The organism is Pseudomonas sp. IT-P4, from assembly GCF_949767755.1.
GTDB lineage: Bacteria > Pseudomonadota > Gammaproteobacteria > Pseudomonadales > Pseudomonadaceae > Aquipseudomonas > Aquipseudomonas monachiensis.
In genome coordinates this window covers 24679-43980 of the sequence record NZ_CATKPX010000020.1, presented here as the reverse complement: position 1 = coordinate 43980, position 19302 = coordinate 24679, and the positions used below count along the sequence as shown (strand labels likewise).

Here is a 19302-nt window from a genome sequence, read left to right as displayed (position 1 = left end):
TTTTGATCTTCAGGCCATCCGCACCTTCCGCGCCTTCAGCCCGGCAATCAACGAAGGCCCCAACGCCACCAGCGCCGACCCCAGCACCACCAGCACCGCACCGCCATATCCCAGGCCATTGATGGTCTCGGCATGCACATAGTCGGGCCACAGCCACGCCGCCATGGCAACCGCGGCAAAGGTCACCAACGGCGTTATGGCCAACGTCGCGCTGACCCGAGAGGCTTCCCAATGGGCCAGGGCCTCGGCAAACGCGCCATAGGCAATCAGGGTATTGAGACAGCAGGCCAGCAGCAACCAACCCTGCAAGGGGTTCAATTGCAACGCTTCGAGCGGATGCACCCATGGCGTCAACAGCGCCGCGCAGAACAGGTAGATCACCATCATCACCTGCAGCGAATTCCACACCGTCAGCAATTGCTTCTGCCCCAGGGCATAGAAGGTCCAGACCGTGGACGCCAGCAGCACCAGCAGCACGCCGGCGGTGTAGTCGGTCAGCGACGTGAGCAACTCACTCAAGCGCTGGTTGAAAAACAGCGCAAAGCCGATCAGCAGCACCAGCAAGCCAATCCCCTGCCCCAGGCTGAAACGCTCCTTGAACACAAACAGACTGGCGATCAGCAGCATGATCGGGCCCATCTGCACCACCAGTTGCGCCGTGCCGGGGCTGAGCAGGTTCAGGCCCATCAGATACAGCACATAGTTACCGACCAGGCCGAGCACCGCCATCAGCACCAGCCAGCCACCACGAGGACCGAGCACTTTGCGAGAGGGAAGGCGCCTGGTGGCCGCCAGGTAAATGAACAGGCAGCCGCCGGACACCAGCAGGCGAAACCAGGTCACCGTCACCGGGTCCATCACCAGCAAGACTTGCTTGAGCTTGATCGGCAGGATTCCCCACAACAACGCGGTCAACAAGGCCAGGAACAGACCGTAACCCCAGCGACCCGATGAAATGTGCATGTGAACCCCAACGCCAACTGACAAGAGTCGTCATTCTAGGCTCGCAGCGGTGGCGTACACAGGGACAGTTTCAGTCTGGCCGCGAATGAAACTGTGCGGGTCGTAATCTTTGAGGGGGCTATGGATGAGCCGGTAAACCGCGTCGTCTGCATTCGCGAGCAAGTCGAATCGTCGCACCGCCGCTCCCACATTTGACCGAGTACTCAAGGTATATACGGTTGAATGTGGGAGCGGGCTTGCTCCGGGCGGCGTTCCGACGAATGCGATCTGAGAAGTCACACAAAACAATGAAAATTAACGCACTGCTTCAAACAGCCCGGTCGCCCCCATCCCGCCACCCACGCACATGGTGACGATGCCATACCGCAAATTGCGTCGCTGCAATTCACGAACCAGATGCCCGACCTGACGCGAACCGGTCATGCCGAACGGGTGACCGATGGAAATCGAACCGCCGTTGACGTTGTACCGGGCGTTGTCGATTTCCAGGCGGTTGCGGCTGTACAGGCATTGCGAGGCGAACGCTTCGTTGAGTTCCCACAGGTCGATGTCGTCAATCCGCAAGCCTTTGGCCTTGAGCAGTTTCGGTACCGAGAACACCGGGCCGATGCCCATTTCGTCCGGCGCGCAACCGGCGACGGTAAAACCACGGAAGAACGCTTTCGGCTTGAGCCCCAGTTCCAGCGCTTTCTCCAGGCTCATCACCAGGGTCATGGACGCGCCGTCAGACAACTGCGAAGAGTTGCCCGCCGTGACCGAGCCATCTTCGGCGAACACCGGTTTCAATCCGGCCAGGCTTTCCAGGGTGGTGTCCGGGCGGTTGCAGTCATCGCGGTCGACGATGCCGTCGAGGATCTGTGCCTGACCGGTGGCCTTGTCTTCGACGCGATACTTCACCGCCATCGGCACGATTTCATCAGTGAACAGCCCGGCGGCCTGAGCCTCTGCGGTGCGCTGCTGGCTTTGCAGCGCGTATAGGTCCTGCTCTTGACGGCTGACGTTGTACCGACGCGCGACGATTTCAGCAGTCTGGCCCATCGGGAAGTAGATGCCCGGCACCTGTTCCTTGAGCAGCGGGTTGATCAGGTTGTCGGTGTTGACGCTTTTCATGGTCAGGCTGATGGACTCGACGCCACCGGCGACGATGATGTCGCTGCACCCCGAAGCGATCTGGTTGGCGGCAATGGCGATCGCCTGCAAGCCCGAGGAACAGAACCGGTTGAGGGTCATGCCGGCCGTGCCGATGCCCAGGCGCGAGAGCACCGCGACGTTGCGACCGATATTGAAACCCTGGGCGCCTTCGTTGGAGCCGGCGCCGACGATGCAGTCCTCGACGCTCGCCGGATCGATTCCGGTGCGCGCCAACAGCGCATCGACACAGTGTGCCGCCATGTCGTCCGGGCGGGTCATGTTGAATTTACCGCGAAAGGATTTGGCCAGGCCGGTCCGCACGCTGTCGACGATCACCACTTCACGCATGGCATACCTCATTGTTGTTATCGGTTTGGAGTGGATCGAGCATAAGTCCAGCCCTTCACCGACCGCGACGATCATTCACCTCGCGTATGCGTAACCATGGCCTCAATCCTTGTCCTTGCGCTTGCGTTCATGCCGGTCGGTTTTTTCGAAAGCCTGCTCCAGCGCCCGGTTGATGGTGCGCAGCACCTTGACCCGTGCCCAGCGCTTGTCGTTGGCTTCCACCAGGGTCCATGGCGCAATCTCGGTGCTGGTACGGTCGACCATGTCGCCGACCGCCCCGCGATAATCGTCCCACTTTTCACGGTTGCGCCAGTCATCTTCAGTGATCTTGAAGCGCTTGAAGGGAATCTTTTCGCGCGCCTCGAAGCGCTCCAGTTGCGTCAGTTTGTCGATGGACAGCCAGAACTTGACCACGATCACACCGGCGTCGGTGAGCTGCTCTTCGAAATCGTTGATTTCACCGTAGGCACGCAGCCAGTCCGCCGGGCTGCAAAAACCTTCGATGCGCTCCACCAACACCCGGCCATACCATGAGCGGTCGAACACGGTGAACTTGCCCCGGGCCGGCAGGTGCCGCCAGAAACGCCACAGATACGGTTGCGCCCGTTCTTCCTCGGTGGGCGCGGCAATCGGCACGATGCTGTACTGGCGCGGATCAAGCGCTGCCGCTACCCGGCGGATCGCCCCGCCCTTGCCGGCCGCGTCATTGCCCTCGAACACTGCCACCAACGCGTGGCGACGCATGCGTTTGTCACGCATCAACCCGGAAAACCGCGCCTGCTCGGTGATCAGCTGTTCTTCATAATCTTCTTTGTCCAACTGCAGGGTCAGATCCAGGCTGTCGATCAGGTTCACTTGATCGACACTGGGGAACACTGGCGCGGCGCTGACCTTTTCCGGATGGATCTTCGGTCGCTTCAATGCGCCTTGCAGGCCCGCCAGCAGAATCCGTCCCACGGCCAGGCTGCGATAGTGGGCATCCGCTCCGGCGATCACATGCCAGGGTGCATAGTCACGGCTGGTGCGGCGCAGCGCCCGTTCACCATACTTCACGAACCTGTCGTACGTTTGCGACTGCTGCCAATCCAGCGGGCTGATGCGCCAGCTGTGCAGCGGATCGTCGGCCAGCGCCTTGAGGCGTGCCTTCATTTGCTTCTTGGAGAGGTGAAACCAGAACTTGAAGATCAGCGCACCTTCGTCGCAAAGCATCTTTTCCAGGCGCTCGGCGCCGTTGATCGCCTGGTCCAGGCGCGGATCCTTGAACTCGCCATGGACCCGCCCCTGCAGCATCTGGCTGTACCAGTTGCCGAAGAAAATCCCCATGCGCCCCTTGGCCGGGAGCATCCGCCAGTACCGCCAGGCCGGGGGCCGCGCCAGTTCTTCGTCGGTTTGCTGATCGAAGGTGCGGACCTCGATCAGGCGCGGGTCCATCCACTCGTTGAGCACCTTGATCGTCTCACCCTTGCCGGCACCTTCGATGCCATTGATCAAAATGATCACCGGAAAGCGGCGTTGCTGCTGCAATTCGAATTGCGCTTCGAGCAACGCTTCGCGCAGGGCCGGGATTTCGGCGTCGTAGGTTTCTTTGTCGATGGCGTGATCGATTTCGGCGGATTCAAACATGAGCGGCTCCCTTCCAGATGTGAGCAAGACTAGCGGATTGAACTGAAGGCCAGCAGGGATTTTCCCGTCCTCGGCCAATGCATGTCTTGCCACGGATCAAGCACCACGCCTGCGATCGGCTAGAATGGCGGCCTTGCCGTTGCCGAGCCAGCCATGAAACCTGTATTGCCCCACGCCCAACTCGACTGGGACGACCAAGGTCGCCCGTATTCGCGAGTGTTCGACGATGTGTATTTCTCCGACCAGTCGGGGCTGGACGAAACCCGCTACGTCTTTATCGAACAGAACCGTTTGGCGGAGCGCTTTGCGGCCTTGCCCGAAGGCGGGCGGCTGGTCATCGGGGAAACGGGGTTCGGCACCGGGCTGAATTTCCTGTGCGCCTGGCAGGTGTTCGAGCAACACGCCGCGGCCGGTGCGCGGTTGCATTTTGTCAGCGTCGAGAAGTACCCGCTGAGCCCGGCCGACTTGCAGCGGGCCCTGGCGCTGTGGCCGGAACTCAAGGTGTTTGCCGATCAACTGCTGGAGCAATACGTGGCCATCCATCAGGGCTTTCAGCGCCTGACGCTGGACCACGGCCGCGTGACCCTGACGCTGCTGATCGGCGATGCACTGGAGCAACTGCCGCAACTCGATGCCCGAATCGACGCCTGGTTCCTCGACGGTTTCGCCCCGGCGAAAAACCCCGACATGTGGACCGCCGAACTGTTTGCCGAACTGGCTCGCCTGGCCGCTCCCGGTGCATCCATCAGCACTTTCACCAGCACCGGCTGGGTGCGGCGCCTGCTCAACGCCGCCGGCTTCAAGATGAAACGCACCCCTGGCATCGGCCACAAATGGGAGATCCTGCGCGGCGAGTTCCTCGGCTGGCCCCAGGAAACGCCGGCTCCGGCCCTGGATAAACCCTGGTTCGCCCGCCCAACTCCGCTGACCGGCGAGCGCCAGGCACTGGTGATCGGTGCCGGCCTGGCCGGTTGTGCCAGCGCCGCCAGCCTCGCCGCGCGGGGCTGGCAAGTGACAGTGCTGGAGCGCCACGACGACATCGCCCGGGAAGCCTCGGGTAACCCGCAGGGCGTGCTCTACCTGAAGTTATCCGCCCACGGCACGGCGCTGTCGCAAATGATCGTCAGCGGATTCGGCTACACCCGACGCCTGCTCGAACACTTGCAACGGGGCCGCGACTGGGACGATTGCGGCGTGTTGCAACTGGCCTTCAATGCCAAGGAGGCCGAGCGTCAGGCGCAGTTGGCCGCGGCGTTTGCGGCGGACTTGTTGCACCTGCTGGATCAAACCGAGGCACAGGCCGTGGCCGGTATCGGGCTGGCACAGGGAGGCCTGTTCTATCCCGAAGGCGGCTGGGTCCACCCACCGGCGCTGTGCCAGTGGCAGGCTGCGCATCCACAGATTCAACTGCTCACCCATCACGATGCGCTGGAACTGCGCAAGGTTGAAGGCCGTTGGCAAGCCTGGGACGGCGATCGATTGCTTGCCGACGCCCCCGTGGTGGTACTCGCCGGCGCGGCTGAAATCCAGCGTTTCCCCGAAAGCGCCGAGTTGCCGCTCAAACGCATTCGCGGGCAAATCACCCGCCTGGCGCAAACCCCGCAAAGCCAGGCACTGAGCACCGTGGTATGTGCCGAAGGCTATGTCGCCCCTGCCCGCTTGGGCGAACATACCCTGGGAGCCAGTTTCGATTTCAAGAGCGATGACCTGACGCCGACCACGGCAGAACACCTGGGCAACCTGGCCATGCTCGAAGAGATTTCCCACGACCTGGTCGAGCGTCTACAGGCCGATAAACTTGCGCCTGAAAGTCTCCAGGGTCGCGCTGCCTTTCGCTGCACCAGCCCCGACTACTTGCCAATCGTCGGCCCGCTGGCCGATACCCAGGTGTTCACTCAGGTGTATGCAGCACTAAGCAAGGACGCCCGGCAGGTACCGGACGTCGAATGCCCATGGCTTGACGGTTTGTACATCAACAGCGGTCACGGCTCGCGCGGCCTGATCACCGCGCCGCTGTCCGCAGAACTGCTGGCAGCCTGGCTGGACAACGAACCCCTGCCGTTGCCCAGAAGTGTGGCTGAAGCCTGTCACCCCAACCGGTTTGCCCTGCGGCGCCTGATCCGGGGCAAGTAGTCGATACAGCAGCCGAAGTCGCCCTCACCGGGCGATTCGGCCGTGGCCAGTCGCGCATATAACTCATCGATCTAAAACTCCCCTTACCGATGAGGGTCACTTTCTGAGCACCCGCTGTTTCGGTGCGGTATCGATCGACCCTCCCCAACGGAAAAACCGGTAAGGAATTTATGTGCGGATTAGCTGGCGAGTTACGTTTTGATCACCAACCTGCAGACCTTGCAGCCATTGAACGAATCACCCACCACCTGGCCCCTCGCGGCCCCGACGCCTGGGGATTTCATAGCCAGGGACCGGTTGCCCTGGGCCATCGGCGCCTGAAAATCATGGACCTGTCGGACGGCTCGGCGCAGCCGATGATCGACCCGCAACTGGGCTTGTCCCTGGCCTTCAACGGGGCGATCTACAACTTTCCGGAACTGCGCGCGGAACTGGAAAACCTGGGTTACGCCTTCTATTCCGGTGGCGACACCGAAGTCTTGCTCAAGGGCTATCACGCCTGGGGCGAAGCCTTGCTGCCAAAACTCAACGGCATGTTTGCCTTTGCCATCTGGGAGCGCGATGCCCAACGCCTGTTCATCGCCCGCGACCGTCTCGGCGTGAAACCGCTGTACCTGTCGCGCACCGGCCAGCGCCTGCGCTTCGCCTCGGCATTGCCGGCATTGCTCAAGGGCGGCGACATCAGCCCGATCCTCGATCCCGTGGCGCTCAATCACTACCTGAATTTCCACGCCGTGGTCCCGGCACCGCGCACCTTGCTGGCGGGCATCGAAAAACTGCCGCCGGCCACCTGGATGCGCATCGAAGCCGATGGCCGCACCGAGCAGAAAACCTGGTGGACCCTGCCCTATGGCCCTCACGCCGATGAGATGGATCTGACCCTCGAAGACTGGCGCGACCGTGTGCTCGACAGCACCCGCGAAGCGGTCGCCATCCGCCAACGCGCGGCAGTGGATGTCGGCGTGCTGTTGTCCGGCGGCGTCGACTCAAGTCTGCTGGTGGGCCTGTTGCGGGAAGTCGGCGTGGACAATCTGTCGACCTTCTCCATCGGTTTCCAGGATGCCGGTGGCGAGCGCGGGGACGAGTTCCAGTATTCGGACCTGATCGCCCGACACTACGGCACGCAACATCACCAACTGCGCATCGACGAAAAGGAAATCATCGAACAACTGCCCGCCGCGTTCCGTGCCATGAGCGAACCGATGGTCAGCCACGACTGCATCGCCTTCTACCTGTTGTCCCGGGAAGTGGCCAAACATTGCAAGGTGGTCCAGAGCGGCCAGGGCGCCGATGAACTGTTCGCCGGTTACCACTGGTATCCGCAAGTGGACGGCGCGAGCGATCCATATGCCGCGTACCGCGAAGCATTTTTCGACCGCAGTTACGACGACTACGCCGCCACCGTGCAACCGAAATGGCTGACCGCGAATGACGCCGCCGGTGACTTCGTCAAAGCCCATTTCGCCCAGCCCGGTGCCGATACGGCGGTGGACAAGGCCTTGCGTCTGGACAGTACGGTGATGCTGGTGGACGACCCGGTCAAACGGGTCGACAACATGACCATGGCCTGGGGCCTGGAAGCGCGCACGCCGTTTCTCGACTACCGCCTGGTGGAGCTCTCGGCACGGATTCCGGGGCGTTTCAAACTGCCGGACGGCGGCAAGCAAGTCTTGAAAGAAGCCGCGCGACAAGTGATTCCCAGTGAAGTGATCGACCGCAAGAAAGGTTACTTCCCGGTGCCGGGCCTCAAGCATTTGCAGGGCGATACGCTGGAATGGGTGCGCGAACTGCTGCTTGATCCCAGCCAGGATCGCGGCCTGTTCAACCCCGCGATGCTCGACCGTCTACTGACTGATCCACAGGGGCAATTGACACCGTTACGCGGCTCGAAGCTGTGGCAACTGGCGGCCCTCAACCTGTGGCTCAGCGAACAAGGAATCTGACCGATGAAACCTCACGCCACGGCTATCAGCCAACGCCTGTTGCGCGGCCAGTCACCCTCCTATGAACGCTTGCAGGCACGCCTGGCCGAGGATCGCTGTGAACTCGGCGGTGCGCCGATTGCCGTGCATTGCGGCTGGGGGCGCTTGCTGATCGGACACACCTTTGCCGATGCCGCGAGCCTGGCCGGAGAGTTGCTCAACGAGCAACCCGGCGAGCGGGACATTGCCCTGTACGTCGCCGCGCCCCAGCAAGTACTGGGACTGGAGCCGACGCAGCTGTTCCTCGACCCGTCCGATACCTTGCGCCTGTGGTTCAGCGACTACCGGCAGGCAACCCGGGTGTTTCGCGGTTTCCGCATTCGACGCGCGCAAAGCGATGCCGACTGGCAGGCCATCAACCAGCTGTATCAGGCCCGCGGCATGTTGCCCATCGATGCCACCCTGCTGACGCCGCGTCATCTGGGCGGCCCGGTGTACTGGCTGGCCGAAGACGAAGACAGCGGCGCAGTCATCGGCAGCGTCATGGGCCTCAACCACCACAAGGCCTTCAATGATCCGGAGAACGGCAGCAGCCTGTGGTGCCTGGCGGTCGACCCGCATTGTGCGCGGCCGGGTGTCGGTGAAGTGCTTGTGCGGCATTTGATCGAACACTTCATGAGTCGCGGGCTCGCCTGCCTCGACCTGTCGGTGCTGCACGACAACCGCCAGGCGAAAAGCCTTTACGCCAAGCTCGGCTTTCGCAACCTGACGACCTTCGCCATCAAGCGCAAGAACGGCATCAATCAGCCGCTGTTTCTCGGGCCCGGCCCGGAAGCCGCGTTCAACCCCTACGCGCGGATCATTGTCGAGGAAGCACACCGTCGTGGCATCGATGTGCACGTCGATGACGCCGATGCCGGGATGTTCACCCTCAGCCATGGCGGGCGCCGGGTACGCTGCCGCGAATCCCTGAGCGACCTGACCAGCGCCGTCAGCATGACCCTGTGCCAGGACAAAAGCCTGACCCACAAAGTGCTCAAGGCTGCCGGCTTGAACCTGCCGGCGCAGCAACTGGCGGGTAACGCCGATGACAACCTGGCCTTCCTCGATGAACACCAGCGCGTGGTGGTCAAGCCGCTGGATGGTGAACAGGGCCAAGGGGTGGCGGTGGATTTGCGCACCATCGAGGAAGTGCAGCAAGCCATAGAAGCCGCTCGCCACTTCGACAGCCGCGTGCTGCTGGAAAGTTTCCACGAAGGCCTGGACCTGCGCATTGTGGTGATCGGTTTTGAAATGGTCGCTGCCGCCATTCGCCGGCCAGCCGAAGTGGTGGGCGACGGCCAGCACTCCATCGGTGCATTGATCGAAGCCCAGAGCCGGCGGCGACAGGCGGCCACGGGCGGCGAAAGCAAGATCCCGCAGGACCAGGAAACCCAGCGCACCTTGCGTGCAGCCGGATACGACTACAGCAGCATTCTGCAGGCCGGTGAGCACCTGTTCGTGCGACGCACGGCGAACCTTCATACCGGCGGCGTGCTTGAAGACGTCACGGCGATCCTGCACCCGACGCTGGTGGATGCGGCGGTACGGGCCGCGCGGGCACTGGACATTCCCATGGTTGGCCTCGACCTGATGGTGACGGCCGCTGACCAGCCGGACTATGTGTTTATCGAAGCCAACGAACGAGCCGGGCTGGCCAACCATGAACCGCAGCCGACAGCGGAGCGGTTTGTGGATCTGTTGTTTCCGTACAGTCAGCCGGTGGTCTCTTAGTGATGCGTTGCCTGGGCTGGCCCCTTCGCGAGCAAGCCCGCTCCCACATGTGATCGCATTCCCCTGTGGGAGCGGGCTTGCTCGCGAAGGCGGCCGAACAGGCGATAACCAATCAGGAGTTTCCATGACCAGCAAAATCCCCGAGCCGGACCTCGGTTACCTGCAAAAAGTGCTGCTGGAAATGCTCGCCATTCCCAGCCCCACCGGGTTCACCGACACCATCGTGCGCTACGTCGCCGAACGCCTTGAAGAACTGGGCATTCCCTTCGAGCTGACCCGTCGCGGCACCATCCGCGCCACGCTCAAGGGCAAGAAAAACAGCCCCGACCGCGCCGTTTCCGCCCACCTGGACACCATCGGCGCGGCGGTACGTGCAGTGAAAGACAACGGCCGCCTGACCCTCGCGCCCGTCGGCTGCTGGTCCAGCCGTTTTGCCGAGGGCAGCCGGGTCAGCCTGTTTACCGACAGTGGTGTGATCCGTGGCAGCGTCTTGCCGCTGATGGCTTCCGGGCACGCATTCAATACCGCCGTGGATGAGATGCCAATCAGTTGGGATCACATCGAGTTGCGCCTGGACGCCTACTGCGCCACCCGTGCCGACTGCGAGTCGCTGGGCATCAGCGTCGGCGATTTCGTCGCCTTCGACCCGCTGCCGGAGTTCACCGAAAGCGGCCACATCAGTGCCCGTCACCTCGACGACAAGGCCGGGGTGGCCGCACTGCTGGCGGCGCTCAAGGCCATCGTCGACAGTGGCGAAGAACTGATGATCGACTGCCATCCGCTGTTCACCATCACCGAAGAAACCGGCAGCGGCGCGGCGGCGGCACTGCCCTGGGATGTCAGTGAGTTCGTCGGCATCGACATCGCACCGGTCGCGCCAGGTCAACACTCCAGCGAGCACGCGGTGAGCATCGCGATGCAGGATTCCGGCGGGCCCTATGACTATCACCTGTCGCGCCACCTCTTGCGCCTGGCCAGCGACAACGAGTTGCCGGCACGCCGGGACCTGTTCCGCTACTACTTCAGCGACGCACACTCTGCGGTCACCGCCGGCCACGATATTCGCACCGCCCTGCTCGCCTTCGGCTGCGATGCCACCCACGGTTACGAGCGCACTCACATCGACAGCCTCGCCGCCCTGAGCCGCCTGCTTGGTGCGTACATCCTCAGCCCGCCCGTGTTTGCCAGCGATGCACAACCGGCCAAGGGCTCACTGGATCGCTTCAGCCATCAGCTCGAACATGACACTCAGATGGAAAGCGACACGCGGGTACCGTCGGTGGACAGCCTGGTGGGGCAGCGTTCGGAGAGCTGATCCGGTTTTTTTGTTGCTGGAGAGATCGCCATCGCGAGCAAGCTCGCTCCCACAGTTGATCGGTGGTGAACACAATTACCCGGTTCGCCACTGAACCCTGTGGGAGCGAGCTTGCTCGCGATGGCGTCAGAGCAGACGACATCAAATCCCAGGCTAGCCGATACCGGCCATTCGCCGTAGCATCGCGCCATTGATCCAACCGAGGTGCCTATGCTGATCCCCCACGACCAACTCCAAGTCGACACCCTCACCCGCCTGATCGAGGATTTCGTGACCCGCGACGGCACGGACAATGGTGACGACACGCCCCTGGAAACCCGTGTACTGCGCGTGCGCCAGGCGCTGACCAAGGGCCAGGCACTGATTGTCTTCGACCCGGAAAGCGAGCAATGCCAACTGATGCTCAAGCACGACGTGCCCAAACACCTGTTTGACTGAAGTCTTCAGCGTCCCTTGGTTTTCGCCAGTTTTTTCTGGATGCGTTCGTAGATTTCGCAGCGGTGCACATTGACGTCCCGGGGCGCTTCGACGCCAAAGCGAATGTTGTTTCCATTGATCGCGAGAACGCGCACGGTAATGTTGTCACCGATGGAAATGGTTTCGCCCACAACACGAGTGAGTACGAGCATGAGGAGTGTCCTTCAGGGGTTTCTGGCCCTTGAAGATGCCCGGCCCGACGTACACCCACAATGCTCCGACAGCAAACCAGACCGGACTGACAGCCCTTGACGTACGGCACTTACGGAAAGGTCTGACAGGCCGATTGAATGTAGGGGCTGGTCTGTCAGGACACGGAGAATCGAGGCCCGAACAGAATGATGCTCGCGCCGATCACACACAGCGCCACGCCGAGCCAGTCCGAACCCAGGGGGCGAATCCGCTCGACCACGGCCAACCAGCCGATCGAGGCAATGATGTAGATGCCTCCGTAAGCGGCATAGGCGCGGCCGGCGTAGGTGGCTTCGATCCGGGTCAGCAGCAGGGCAAACAGGGTCAGGCTCAGGAGCGCCGGCACCACCCACCACATGCTTTTACCCTGGCGCAACCACATCCAGAAGGCAAAACAACCGGCAATTTCGAACAGCGCGGCGAGGAAAAACCACAGGTAATTGAGCATGCAAGCGTCTCGCGAGGATGGCCGATGGCGGCCACCCTAACCACAGCATTGCCTGCGGGCAAGATCAGCTTGCCGATTGCCTGGCCTTGGCGCGCATTTTGTCGGCCATGGCGGTCATTTCGTTGTAGAGCAATTGCGGGTTCTTCTGCTTGATCGCCCAGGCCATGCGTCCCTGCTCGTGGGGCAGGATCATGAACTCGCCGGCGGCGACCTGCCGATAGATGTAGTCGGCGATGTCGGCGGCGCTGATCGGCGAGCTTTCCAGCAACTTGCCGACCTGGGCTTTCATGGCCGGAGTCGGGCCGCGGAAGGAGTCCAGCAGGTTGGTCTGGAAGAACGACGGACACACCACATGCACGCCGACTTCCTGATGCGCCAGCTCGATCAGCAGGCTTTCGGACAACGCCACCACGCCCGCCTTGGCCACGTTGTAGTTGCTCATCGCCGGGCCTTGCATCAGCGCCGCCATGGACGCGATGTTGATGATTTTACCTTTGCTTTTTTCCAGCAGTGGCAGGAAAGCCTTACAGCCCTTGACCACGCCCATCAGGTTGATCGCGATCTGCCAGTCCCAGTCCTCCAGGGACAACTCACTGAAAAACCCTCCAGACGCTACACCCGCGTTATTGACGATGACATCGATGCCGCCGAGCTTGACCTCGCAGGCCTGGGCGAACGCAGTCAACTGGCTGTAATCGCGTACGTCGCAACGCTGGATAAAACCGTCGCCGCCCGCTTCGCGGACCAGCTTGAGGGTTTCCTGCAAGCCGGGCTCGCTAACGTCCGACAAGGCCAGTTGCCAGCCTTCACGCGCCCAGCGCAGCGCGATTTCGCGACCCAGGCCAGAGCCTGCACCAGTGATCATCATGCGATTTTGCATAGCAAACAGCCTTGTTGTTCTCGGAAGATGCACCGAGTGTAGCGAAGGAAATTGCCCGACCCACGCTCCATCAGATTGCTGAATGGCCCGAGCAAACTGCGGGAGCGCCAGACGCAACCAAGGCAACTACAAAAGAAATAAGAACCCGTCCGAAATACTTCAAAAAAACTTGGAATTTTCCTGCAACCGCAAGAGTCGGAATTTTTAAGCAGCTCGAATCTACTTCATTCCAGCTGACCTTGATTGGCATGGTCAATCCACTGCATTTTCGACAAGGAAATAGACATGGGCACAATACTGATCATCATTCTGATCCTGTTACTGATCGGTGGTTTACCGGTCTTCCCGCACTCCAGAAGTTGGGGTTACGGCCCGTCCGGAATCATCGGCGTCGTATTGGTGGTGCTGTTGATCCTGCTCTTGCTTGGCCGAATATAAATATCCGCCAGGCAAAAAAAAGAGGCCCTTGAAGGGCCTCTTTTCTATTGCGTCACAACTTAGTCCGGCTTGCCATCAACAACACCGGCGGTGTTGTCCAGCAGGCTCTTGGTCGCTGTTTGCAGGAACGCTTCGAGCTTGAGTTTCAACTCGGCGGTACGCGGCGCATCGGCAATGACTTCGGCGCGAGGCTTGTCCCCCAATTCATACTGATACAACTTCGGCGCCATGTCCTTGTCCTTCGGCAGGACAAGAATCTGGTCTGCGGTAAGGATGGCCGTGGTCTGCTCGCTGCCCGACGGCTTGATCACACCAATACCGGCGTCGCCTTCGGGCAGGTTGAGCAGGTCGCGCCCCCAGCACTGATGACGCACCTCACCACCAATGCGGCCCATGATGGTCGGCACGATGTCGATCTGAGTGCCCACGGTGTGGTCACGCTGGCCGAATTTGTCCTGGATGCCCGGCGCGATCATCAGCATCGGCACGTTGAAGCGGCCCAGGTCCATTTCGGTGATCTGCTGTTCGTTACCAAAACCGTGGTCACCGACGATGACAAACAGGGTTTCCTTGAAGTACGGCTCCTTTCGGGCCTTTTCAAAGAACTGGCCCAGCGCCCAGTCCGAGTAACGCATGGCGGTCAGGTGTTCGTTCAGGCTGCCACGATCGGTCACGCGCTCAACCGGCAATGGCGTCGGCAAGGCGTAAGGCGTGTGGTTGGACAGGGTTTGCAGCAAGGCATAGAACGGCTTGCCGTTTTCCCGTGCCTTGAGTTCGACCAGGCCACGGTCGAACATGTCCTGGTCGGACACGCCCCAGGTCGGATCAGAGAACACCGGATTCACGAAATCGTTACGGCCGATGAAGTTGGTCATGCCCTGGTTGCTGAAGAAACCCGACTGGTTATCCCAGGCGAAATCGCCGTTGTAGACATACACGTCGTCGAAGTCGCGGGCGCTGAGCAACTGCGGCAGACCGGACAGCTTGTGGCTGCCTTCCGGGGTCTGCATCAGGTATTCGAAGCCCGGCAGGTTCGGGAAGCAGGCCATGGTGGCGAACATGCCCTGGTGGGTATGGGTACCGTTGGAGAAGAAGCGGTCGAACAGCAAGCCCTCCTTCGACAGTTTGTCGAGGTACGGCGTGATGTTGCCCGGGCCACCCAGAGCACCCACCGAGTGACCGGCCATGCTTTCCATCAGGATTACGACGACGTTCTTGATCGGCAGGGTCTTGTCGGCTGGAGGGGTGTAATCGCGACGTACCGCCGCGGTGTCGGCATCCACCAATTTCTCGGCCGGCAACACCAGCATGTCACGCACCACTTGCTGGGCTTGTGGCTGCGGCAGGGTCGCCTTCCAGATATTGTCGCGATCTTCGGACATCCGGCTCTTGGCGGCGGCTACCAGCGACAACGTGCCATTGAGGCCCAACTGGTTGGCGAAATTCGAGTCGGTGGTATAGACGTCACCCCAACGCAGCGGCGGGCCCTGGCGCAGGGTGCCACGGGCAGCGACCACGCAAACCAGCAGGCACACCACGAATACCGCGATACGCGAGTACCACGGCGCAACCTGGCGTGTGCCGATGCTGCCGCCACTGAACGGGCCACGAGGGCGGGTCGCACGATCGGCGCCCTTGAACGCCAGGCTCAGGATCCAGGTGCCCACGGCCCAGGCCAGCAGGTAACGGACCACCGGGAAACCGTACCAGAGCATGCTCATCACGGTTTTCGGATCTTCCTTGACGTACTGGAAGACCAGCCCGTTGAGGCGCTGGTGGAACTCACGATAGAAGTCCATCTCCATCAGGCCCAGGAACAGCGCAATGCTGGAGACGATCGTCAACCACAGACGGAACAGCCCGCGTGCGGCCATGGCCCGGGCACTGAACAAGGCCAGCAGCAACGGGATACTGAGATAGACCACCAGGCGCAGGTCGAAGCGCAGACCGTTGGCGAATGCCTCGAGGAAGGTCGAGGCCGGTGTGTCGAGGATCATCGAGCTGTTGTAAGCCAGCAGCGCGACGCGCAGCAGGCTGAACATGACCATCATGACCAGGGCACACAACAGCGTGTAGGCCAGATGCGATTTGACGGTCGGTTGCAGCAGGCGACTAGAAGCTCGCTGCTGATTCAGGGCGTCCGGGATTGCCATGTCGTTTTAGGACCCATTGGAAGTTGAAGTTTCAAAAATACAGCTGCGCCTTGCCCTCTTTTCGGCCCGTACCAGGCCTGGGGGTTTGCGCGGTGCGCAAATGTTGCACGATCAACGGCAGCATTGCCATTGATAACTACCCTCATCCCGACTCTTTCATCCTGCATTCAGCAATACACAGGGTGTTACGGGAGAGCCGGCGAATTGTCTTGGAGAGTGGGTGAAAATTTCGTGCAACGCATATCCAGAAACAAATTAAAGCCTGCGCAGCGGTCAAAAACGCAAACGCCCCGATCGAGTCGGGGCGTTACGAAGTCACCTCAAAAGCGCGAGACATTTACTTCTCGGCGCGTTCCTTGAGGGCTTTCAAGGTATTGAACGGGGCATCCACCACGAACTTGTTGGCCACCATCGACGGCACGCTGCCGCCCGGCTCAGTGTGCACCTGATAGGTCACTTCGATCTGGTCGCCCTTGGGGACGAACTTCCAGAAACCGTCGACCTTGGCGACCCGGACGAAGCCTTTTTCTTCAGGAATGTACTTCGGTACGCCTTCAAGCTTGCGGGTCAGGCTGCCATCGGCGCCTTCGATGGTGGTGACGTGCAACACAGAATCACGGGGAGTAACCGGCCACGGGGTGTTGAACTGGGTGTAGGTCCAGCTCTGGTCACCTTCGTGCTTGAGCAGCTTCTGGGTTTTGCATTCGTGAATCCAGGCGCAGGCTCCGGGTACGTCTTCCTGCAACGCACGCAGCTTGGCCATGGTGGTCTTCATCAATGTGACGCCCTGGTAAGCCTTGTAGTCGGAGCCGGCCACTTCACTCAGGGAGATCTTGATGCCGTCTTCGTCCTTTTTGACTTTCCAGTCTTCGGCCTGGGCCGTCGAGGTAGCCAGCGCAACCGTCAAACCACACAACACAGCCATACGATGCAGCGAACCCATAGTCTTATTCCTTATTGTTGAAGTTCCGTTCGTTGGGCCTGCACCTCCGATCACCTTCAGGTTTTTCGGAGGTGCAAGCCCACACATCACGCCGCCGTCATTTGTTCCCACCAGCCAATCAACCGGATGGCCTCTTCGCTGCTGCTTCCGCACACCTCGGGGTCGGCCTCGAAGGCAGAACACACCATCGGCCGTTCCGGCTGGCCGAAAATACTGCACAGGTTATCGGAGGAAAGTTGCAGGCAACGCTGCCCCGCGGCCTTGCCGTTTGGCATACCGGGAATCGGCGAACTGATGGAAGGGGCAATGCAACAAGCGCCACAGCCCTCACGGCATTTCATGACGACAAGCTCCTCGCGACGAGCAATGTGTTAATGGACGGGGCACAGAGTACCCGCTTAAACAGTTGTTTTAAATTACCTGCGAGCGGGTTTTTCAACGCAAACGGGCATGACCGGCCAGTCTCCGACAAAGCGTCTGGCCTGCGGCTCGCGGATCCTGACGGGGTTACTGCTTGAACTCGAAATCCAGTGCCGCGCCTTCGACCTCGTGGCGTTCTTCATTTCGCAGTTGCAGCTGCATTTCGTTGCTGAGCAGGCGACCATTGAGCTGGAACTCGCTGCTGCCGCTTTTGTCACCGAACATCTGGGGTAACAACGGTTCACGCCTGACCAACGGCACCGTTCCGACCGGCTTGAGCTCTTGAACCATATCCTTGGGCAAGCTCAGGTCCAGCTTGGCAGATGGAAGCTCGGTCTTTACCACCTCGCTGGCCGGTTTCGATTTGGAGGCAATGGGCGGACGCTTTTTCACGGGCGCAGCCTGCTTACTCGCCGCCGAGGCTTTTTTTACAGGTGCGGTGTCTATCGGTGCGACGTGGAAACTGCCGGTTGCCTGATCCTGCTCGGTAGCCGCCACGACGGATGCCGGTTGAATACTCGCAATCAGGCAGAGCAAAAGCCAGGCGGCAGGAAAAGTCGGTTTCATGTATCCAACGGTGGGTGCAAACGGCAGAGATGCATATGCTGGCCTGTTGCAGCCCACAAGACAAGCGTAGTCGCAGCCTGTTACAAACCGACGGCCATCTCCTGGCAGAGTTGGGTGGCCAGCATGCCCAGGGTCATCAATGCGCGCTCGGCTTCACGGTTCCACGGGATGCCGCAGTTGAGCCGGATGCAGTGATTGAATTGCTCGGTATTACTGAAGATCAGTCCCGGCGCGATACTGATGCCCTGCTGCAATGCCCGCACGTGCAACTCTTGCGTGTTGACCCGCCCCGGCAGGCTGACCCACAGAATGAAGCCGCCGGTAGGCCGGGTCATCTGCGTACCTTCCGGGAAATACTGCTGCACGGCCAGCTGGAAGGCACTGAGGTTTTTCCGGTATTCCTGACGGATGAAACGCAAATGCCGGTCGTACCCGCCGTTTTCCAGGTACGCGGCAATGCCCATCTGGGTCACGCTGCACGCGGAATGCGTACTGAAGGTCTGCAAGCGCTGGATCTCCTGCTGGTACTTGCCGGCAATCATCCAGCCGATCCGCACGCCAGGCGACAGGGTCTTGGAGAAGCTCGAGCAATAGATCACCCGGTCCAGCCGATCGTAGGCCTTGAGGGACTTGGTGCGCCCCTGCTCGAACATCAATTCACCGTAGATATCGTCTTCGACAACCTGGATATCGAAGTCCGACGCCAGGCGCAGCAATTGTTTCTGCCGCTCCTCGGGCATGGTGCCACCCAATGGATTGCTCAGTCGGGTGGTCAGCACCAACGCCTTGATCGACCATTGGTTGGCCGCCAGTTGCAGGGCTTCCAGGCTCATGCCCGTGGCGGGATCGCTGGGGATCTCGATGACCTTGAGGCCCAGCAGGTCAGCCAGTTGCAGCAAGCCGTAATAGGTCGGCGACTCGGCCGCGATCAGATCGCCCGGACGGGTCAGCACGCGCAGGGACATCTGCAGCGCATCGACACAACCGTGAGTGATCACCACCTCCGACGGATCGACCACCACGCCGGCATCGCGCATGCGGATCGCCACCTGTCGGCGCAACGGCTCGAAACCGGGGCTGAACATGTAGCTGAAGGCCCGCGGGCTATGGAAACGGGTGACCTTGGCCAATTGCTGATGCAGTGCCCGCACCGGCAAATAGTCGACACTCGGCACCGCAGCGCCCAGCGGGAAGACACCTTCACGACGGGATTCGACCAGCACTTGCTGAATGATGCTGCTGCGGGTGACCAGCCCGGGGCGCTCGACCCGGGCGATGTCCGGCGTCGGCGCGGTGAGTGCCGGCGTCTGGTGCACGTAGTAACCCGACTGCGGCCGGGCGCGGATCAACCCTTGATCTTCGAGATTGGCATACGCCTGCAACACCGTCGCATGGCTGACATTGAGCTGCGAGCTCATCTTGCGCACCGAAGGCACGCGCTCCCCCGGCTGATAGACCCCACGGCGGATGTCTTCGGCCAGTTGTTGAGCAATACGTTGATAGAGCAAAAGGTTGGTCATGACGCAGCACTCGATTTCACGGGCATTTTATTCTTGTGTGAAACAATACCGGAACA

At 61.0% G+C, this 19302-nt stretch carries 18 protein-coding genes; 6 read left to right on the top strand and 12 right to left on the bottom strand.

The genetic code is table 11. From position 1 onward, the window contains the following. Positions 1–9 precede the first annotated feature (9 nt). The 3 genes from ACM6IT_RS05090 to pap form a co-directional block, all read right to left on the bottom strand. Positions 10–963 (bottom strand): DMT family transporter, encoded by a 954-nt coding sequence (locus ACM6IT_RS05090; RefSeq protein ID WP_409078916.1) that lies wholly within the window; start codon positions 961–963, stop codon positions 10–12. A 294-nt stretch (positions 964–1257) separates the two neighbouring features. After that, complete coding sequence (locus tag ACM6IT_RS05085; protein ID WP_056727178.1) at positions 1258–2442, bottom strand: thiolase family protein; 1185 nt, start codon at positions 2440–2442, stop codon at positions 1258–1260. A 102-nt stretch (positions 2443–2544) separates the two neighbouring features. Further along, positions 2545–4065: a polyphosphate:AMP phosphotransferase gene (gene pap, locus ACM6IT_RS05080; protein WP_056727179.1), complete on the bottom strand. Its 1521-nt coding sequence runs from the start codon at positions 4063–4065 to the stop codon at positions 2545–2547. A gap of 153 nt (positions 4066–4218) precedes the next feature. Here pap and mnmC point away from each other — a divergent pair, with 153 nt between their 5' ends. The 5 genes from mnmC to ACM6IT_RS05055 all read left to right on the top strand — a co-directional run bounded on the left by mnmC (position 4219) and on the right by ACM6IT_RS05055 (position 11646). Then, positions 4219–6198 carry a bifunctional tRNA (5-methylaminomethyl-2-thiouridine)(34)-methyltransferase MnmD/FAD-dependent 5-carboxymethylaminomethyl-2-thiouridine(34) oxidoreductase MnmC gene (gene mnmC, locus ACM6IT_RS05075; protein ID WP_414914933.1) on the top strand — a complete coding sequence of 660 codons (1980 nt, stop codon included), beginning with the start codon at positions 4219–4221 and terminating at the stop codon, positions 6196–6198. Positions 6199–6368: 170 nt separating this feature from the next. Then, the gene (locus ACM6IT_RS05070; protein ID WP_414917633.1) at positions 6369–8141 is read left to right on the top strand and encodes an N-acetylglutaminylglutamine amidotransferase; all 1773 of its coding nucleotides are present in this window, start codon (positions 6369–6371) and stop codon (positions 8139–8141) included. 3 nt (positions 8142–8144) lie between these two features. Then, a complete protein-coding gene (gene ngg / locus ACM6IT_RS05065) occupies positions 8145–9893 on the top strand; it encodes an N-acetylglutaminylglutamine synthetase (protein WP_414914931.1) in 1749 nt (582 codons plus the stop codon). A gap of 124 nt (positions 9894–10017) precedes the next feature. Continuing rightward, positions 10018–11208: an osmoprotectant NAGGN system M42 family peptidase gene (locus ACM6IT_RS05060; protein WP_056727183.1), complete on the top strand. Its 1191-nt coding sequence runs from the start codon at positions 10018–10020 to the stop codon at positions 11206–11208. Positions 11209–11418: 210 nt separating this feature from the next. Continuing rightward, positions 11419–11646 (top strand): YheU family protein, encoded by a 228-nt coding sequence (locus ACM6IT_RS05055; protein ID WP_056727184.1) that lies wholly within the window; start codon positions 11419–11421, stop codon positions 11644–11646. A gap of 5 nt (positions 11647–11651) precedes the next feature. Here the strand turns inward: ACM6IT_RS05055 and csrA are convergent, their stop codons facing one another. From csrA to ACM6IT_RS05035, 4 genes are all read right to left on the bottom strand, one after another. Continuing rightward, the gene (gene csrA, locus ACM6IT_RS05050; RefSeq protein WP_409078920.1) at positions 11652–11837 is read right to left on the bottom strand and encodes a carbon storage regulator CsrA; all 186 of its coding nucleotides are present in this window, start codon (positions 11835–11837) and stop codon (positions 11652–11654) included. A gap of 155 nt (positions 11838–11992) precedes the next feature. Further along, the gene (locus ACM6IT_RS05045) at positions 11993–12325 is read right to left on the bottom strand and encodes a YnfA family protein (protein WP_056727186.1); all 333 of its coding nucleotides are present in this window, start codon (positions 12323–12325) and stop codon (positions 11993–11995) included. A gap of 64 nt (positions 12326–12389) precedes the next feature. Further along, entirely contained in the window at positions 12390–13205 is an 816-nt protein-coding gene (locus ACM6IT_RS05040; RefSeq protein ID WP_008048965.1) for an SDR family oxidoreductase, read from the bottom strand. 70 nt (positions 13206–13275) lie between these two features. Continuing rightward, positions 13276–13455 carry a hypothetical protein gene (locus ACM6IT_RS05035; RefSeq protein ID WP_156385853.1) on the bottom strand — a complete coding sequence of 60 codons (180 nt, stop codon included), beginning with the start codon at positions 13453–13455 and terminating at the stop codon, positions 13276–13278. Positions 13456–13484: 29 nt separating this feature from the next. Between ACM6IT_RS05035 and ACM6IT_RS05030 the strand changes: the two genes are divergently transcribed. After that, a complete protein-coding gene (locus tag ACM6IT_RS05030; RefSeq protein WP_172435350.1) occupies positions 13485–13643 on the top strand; it encodes a DUF3309 family protein in 159 nt (52 codons plus the stop codon). A gap of 59 nt (positions 13644–13702) precedes the next feature. Here the strand turns inward: ACM6IT_RS05030 and ACM6IT_RS05025 are convergent, their stop codons facing one another. The 5 genes from ACM6IT_RS05025 to ACM6IT_RS05005 all read right to left on the bottom strand — a co-directional run bounded on the left by ACM6IT_RS05025 (position 13703) and on the right by ACM6IT_RS05005 (position 19246). Beyond that, positions 13703–15796: an LTA synthase family protein gene (locus ACM6IT_RS05025; RefSeq protein ID WP_056727187.1), complete on the bottom strand. Its 2094-nt coding sequence runs from the start codon at positions 15794–15796 to the stop codon at positions 13703–13705. 337 nt (positions 15797–16133) lie between these two features. Beyond that, on the bottom strand, positions 16134–16739 hold the full coding sequence (locus ACM6IT_RS05020; RefSeq protein WP_056727188.1) for an START domain-containing protein: 606 nt from the start codon (positions 16737–16739) through the stop codon (positions 16134–16136). Positions 16740–16825: 86 nt separating this feature from the next. Next, complete coding sequence (locus ACM6IT_RS05015; RefSeq protein WP_414914929.1) at positions 16826–17080, bottom strand: YkgJ family cysteine cluster protein; 255 nt, start codon at positions 17078–17080, stop codon at positions 16826–16828. Positions 17081–17246: 166 nt separating this feature from the next. Further along, positions 17247–17726 carry a hypothetical protein gene (locus tag ACM6IT_RS05010; protein WP_056727189.1) on the bottom strand — a complete coding sequence of 160 codons (480 nt, stop codon included), beginning with the start codon at positions 17724–17726 and terminating at the stop codon, positions 17247–17249. A gap of 80 nt (positions 17727–17806) precedes the next feature. Beyond that, a complete protein-coding gene (locus ACM6IT_RS05005; RefSeq protein ID WP_056727190.1) occupies positions 17807–19246 on the bottom strand; it encodes a PLP-dependent aminotransferase family protein in 1440 nt (479 codons plus the stop codon). Between the last annotated feature and the right edge of the window lie 56 nt (positions 19247–19302).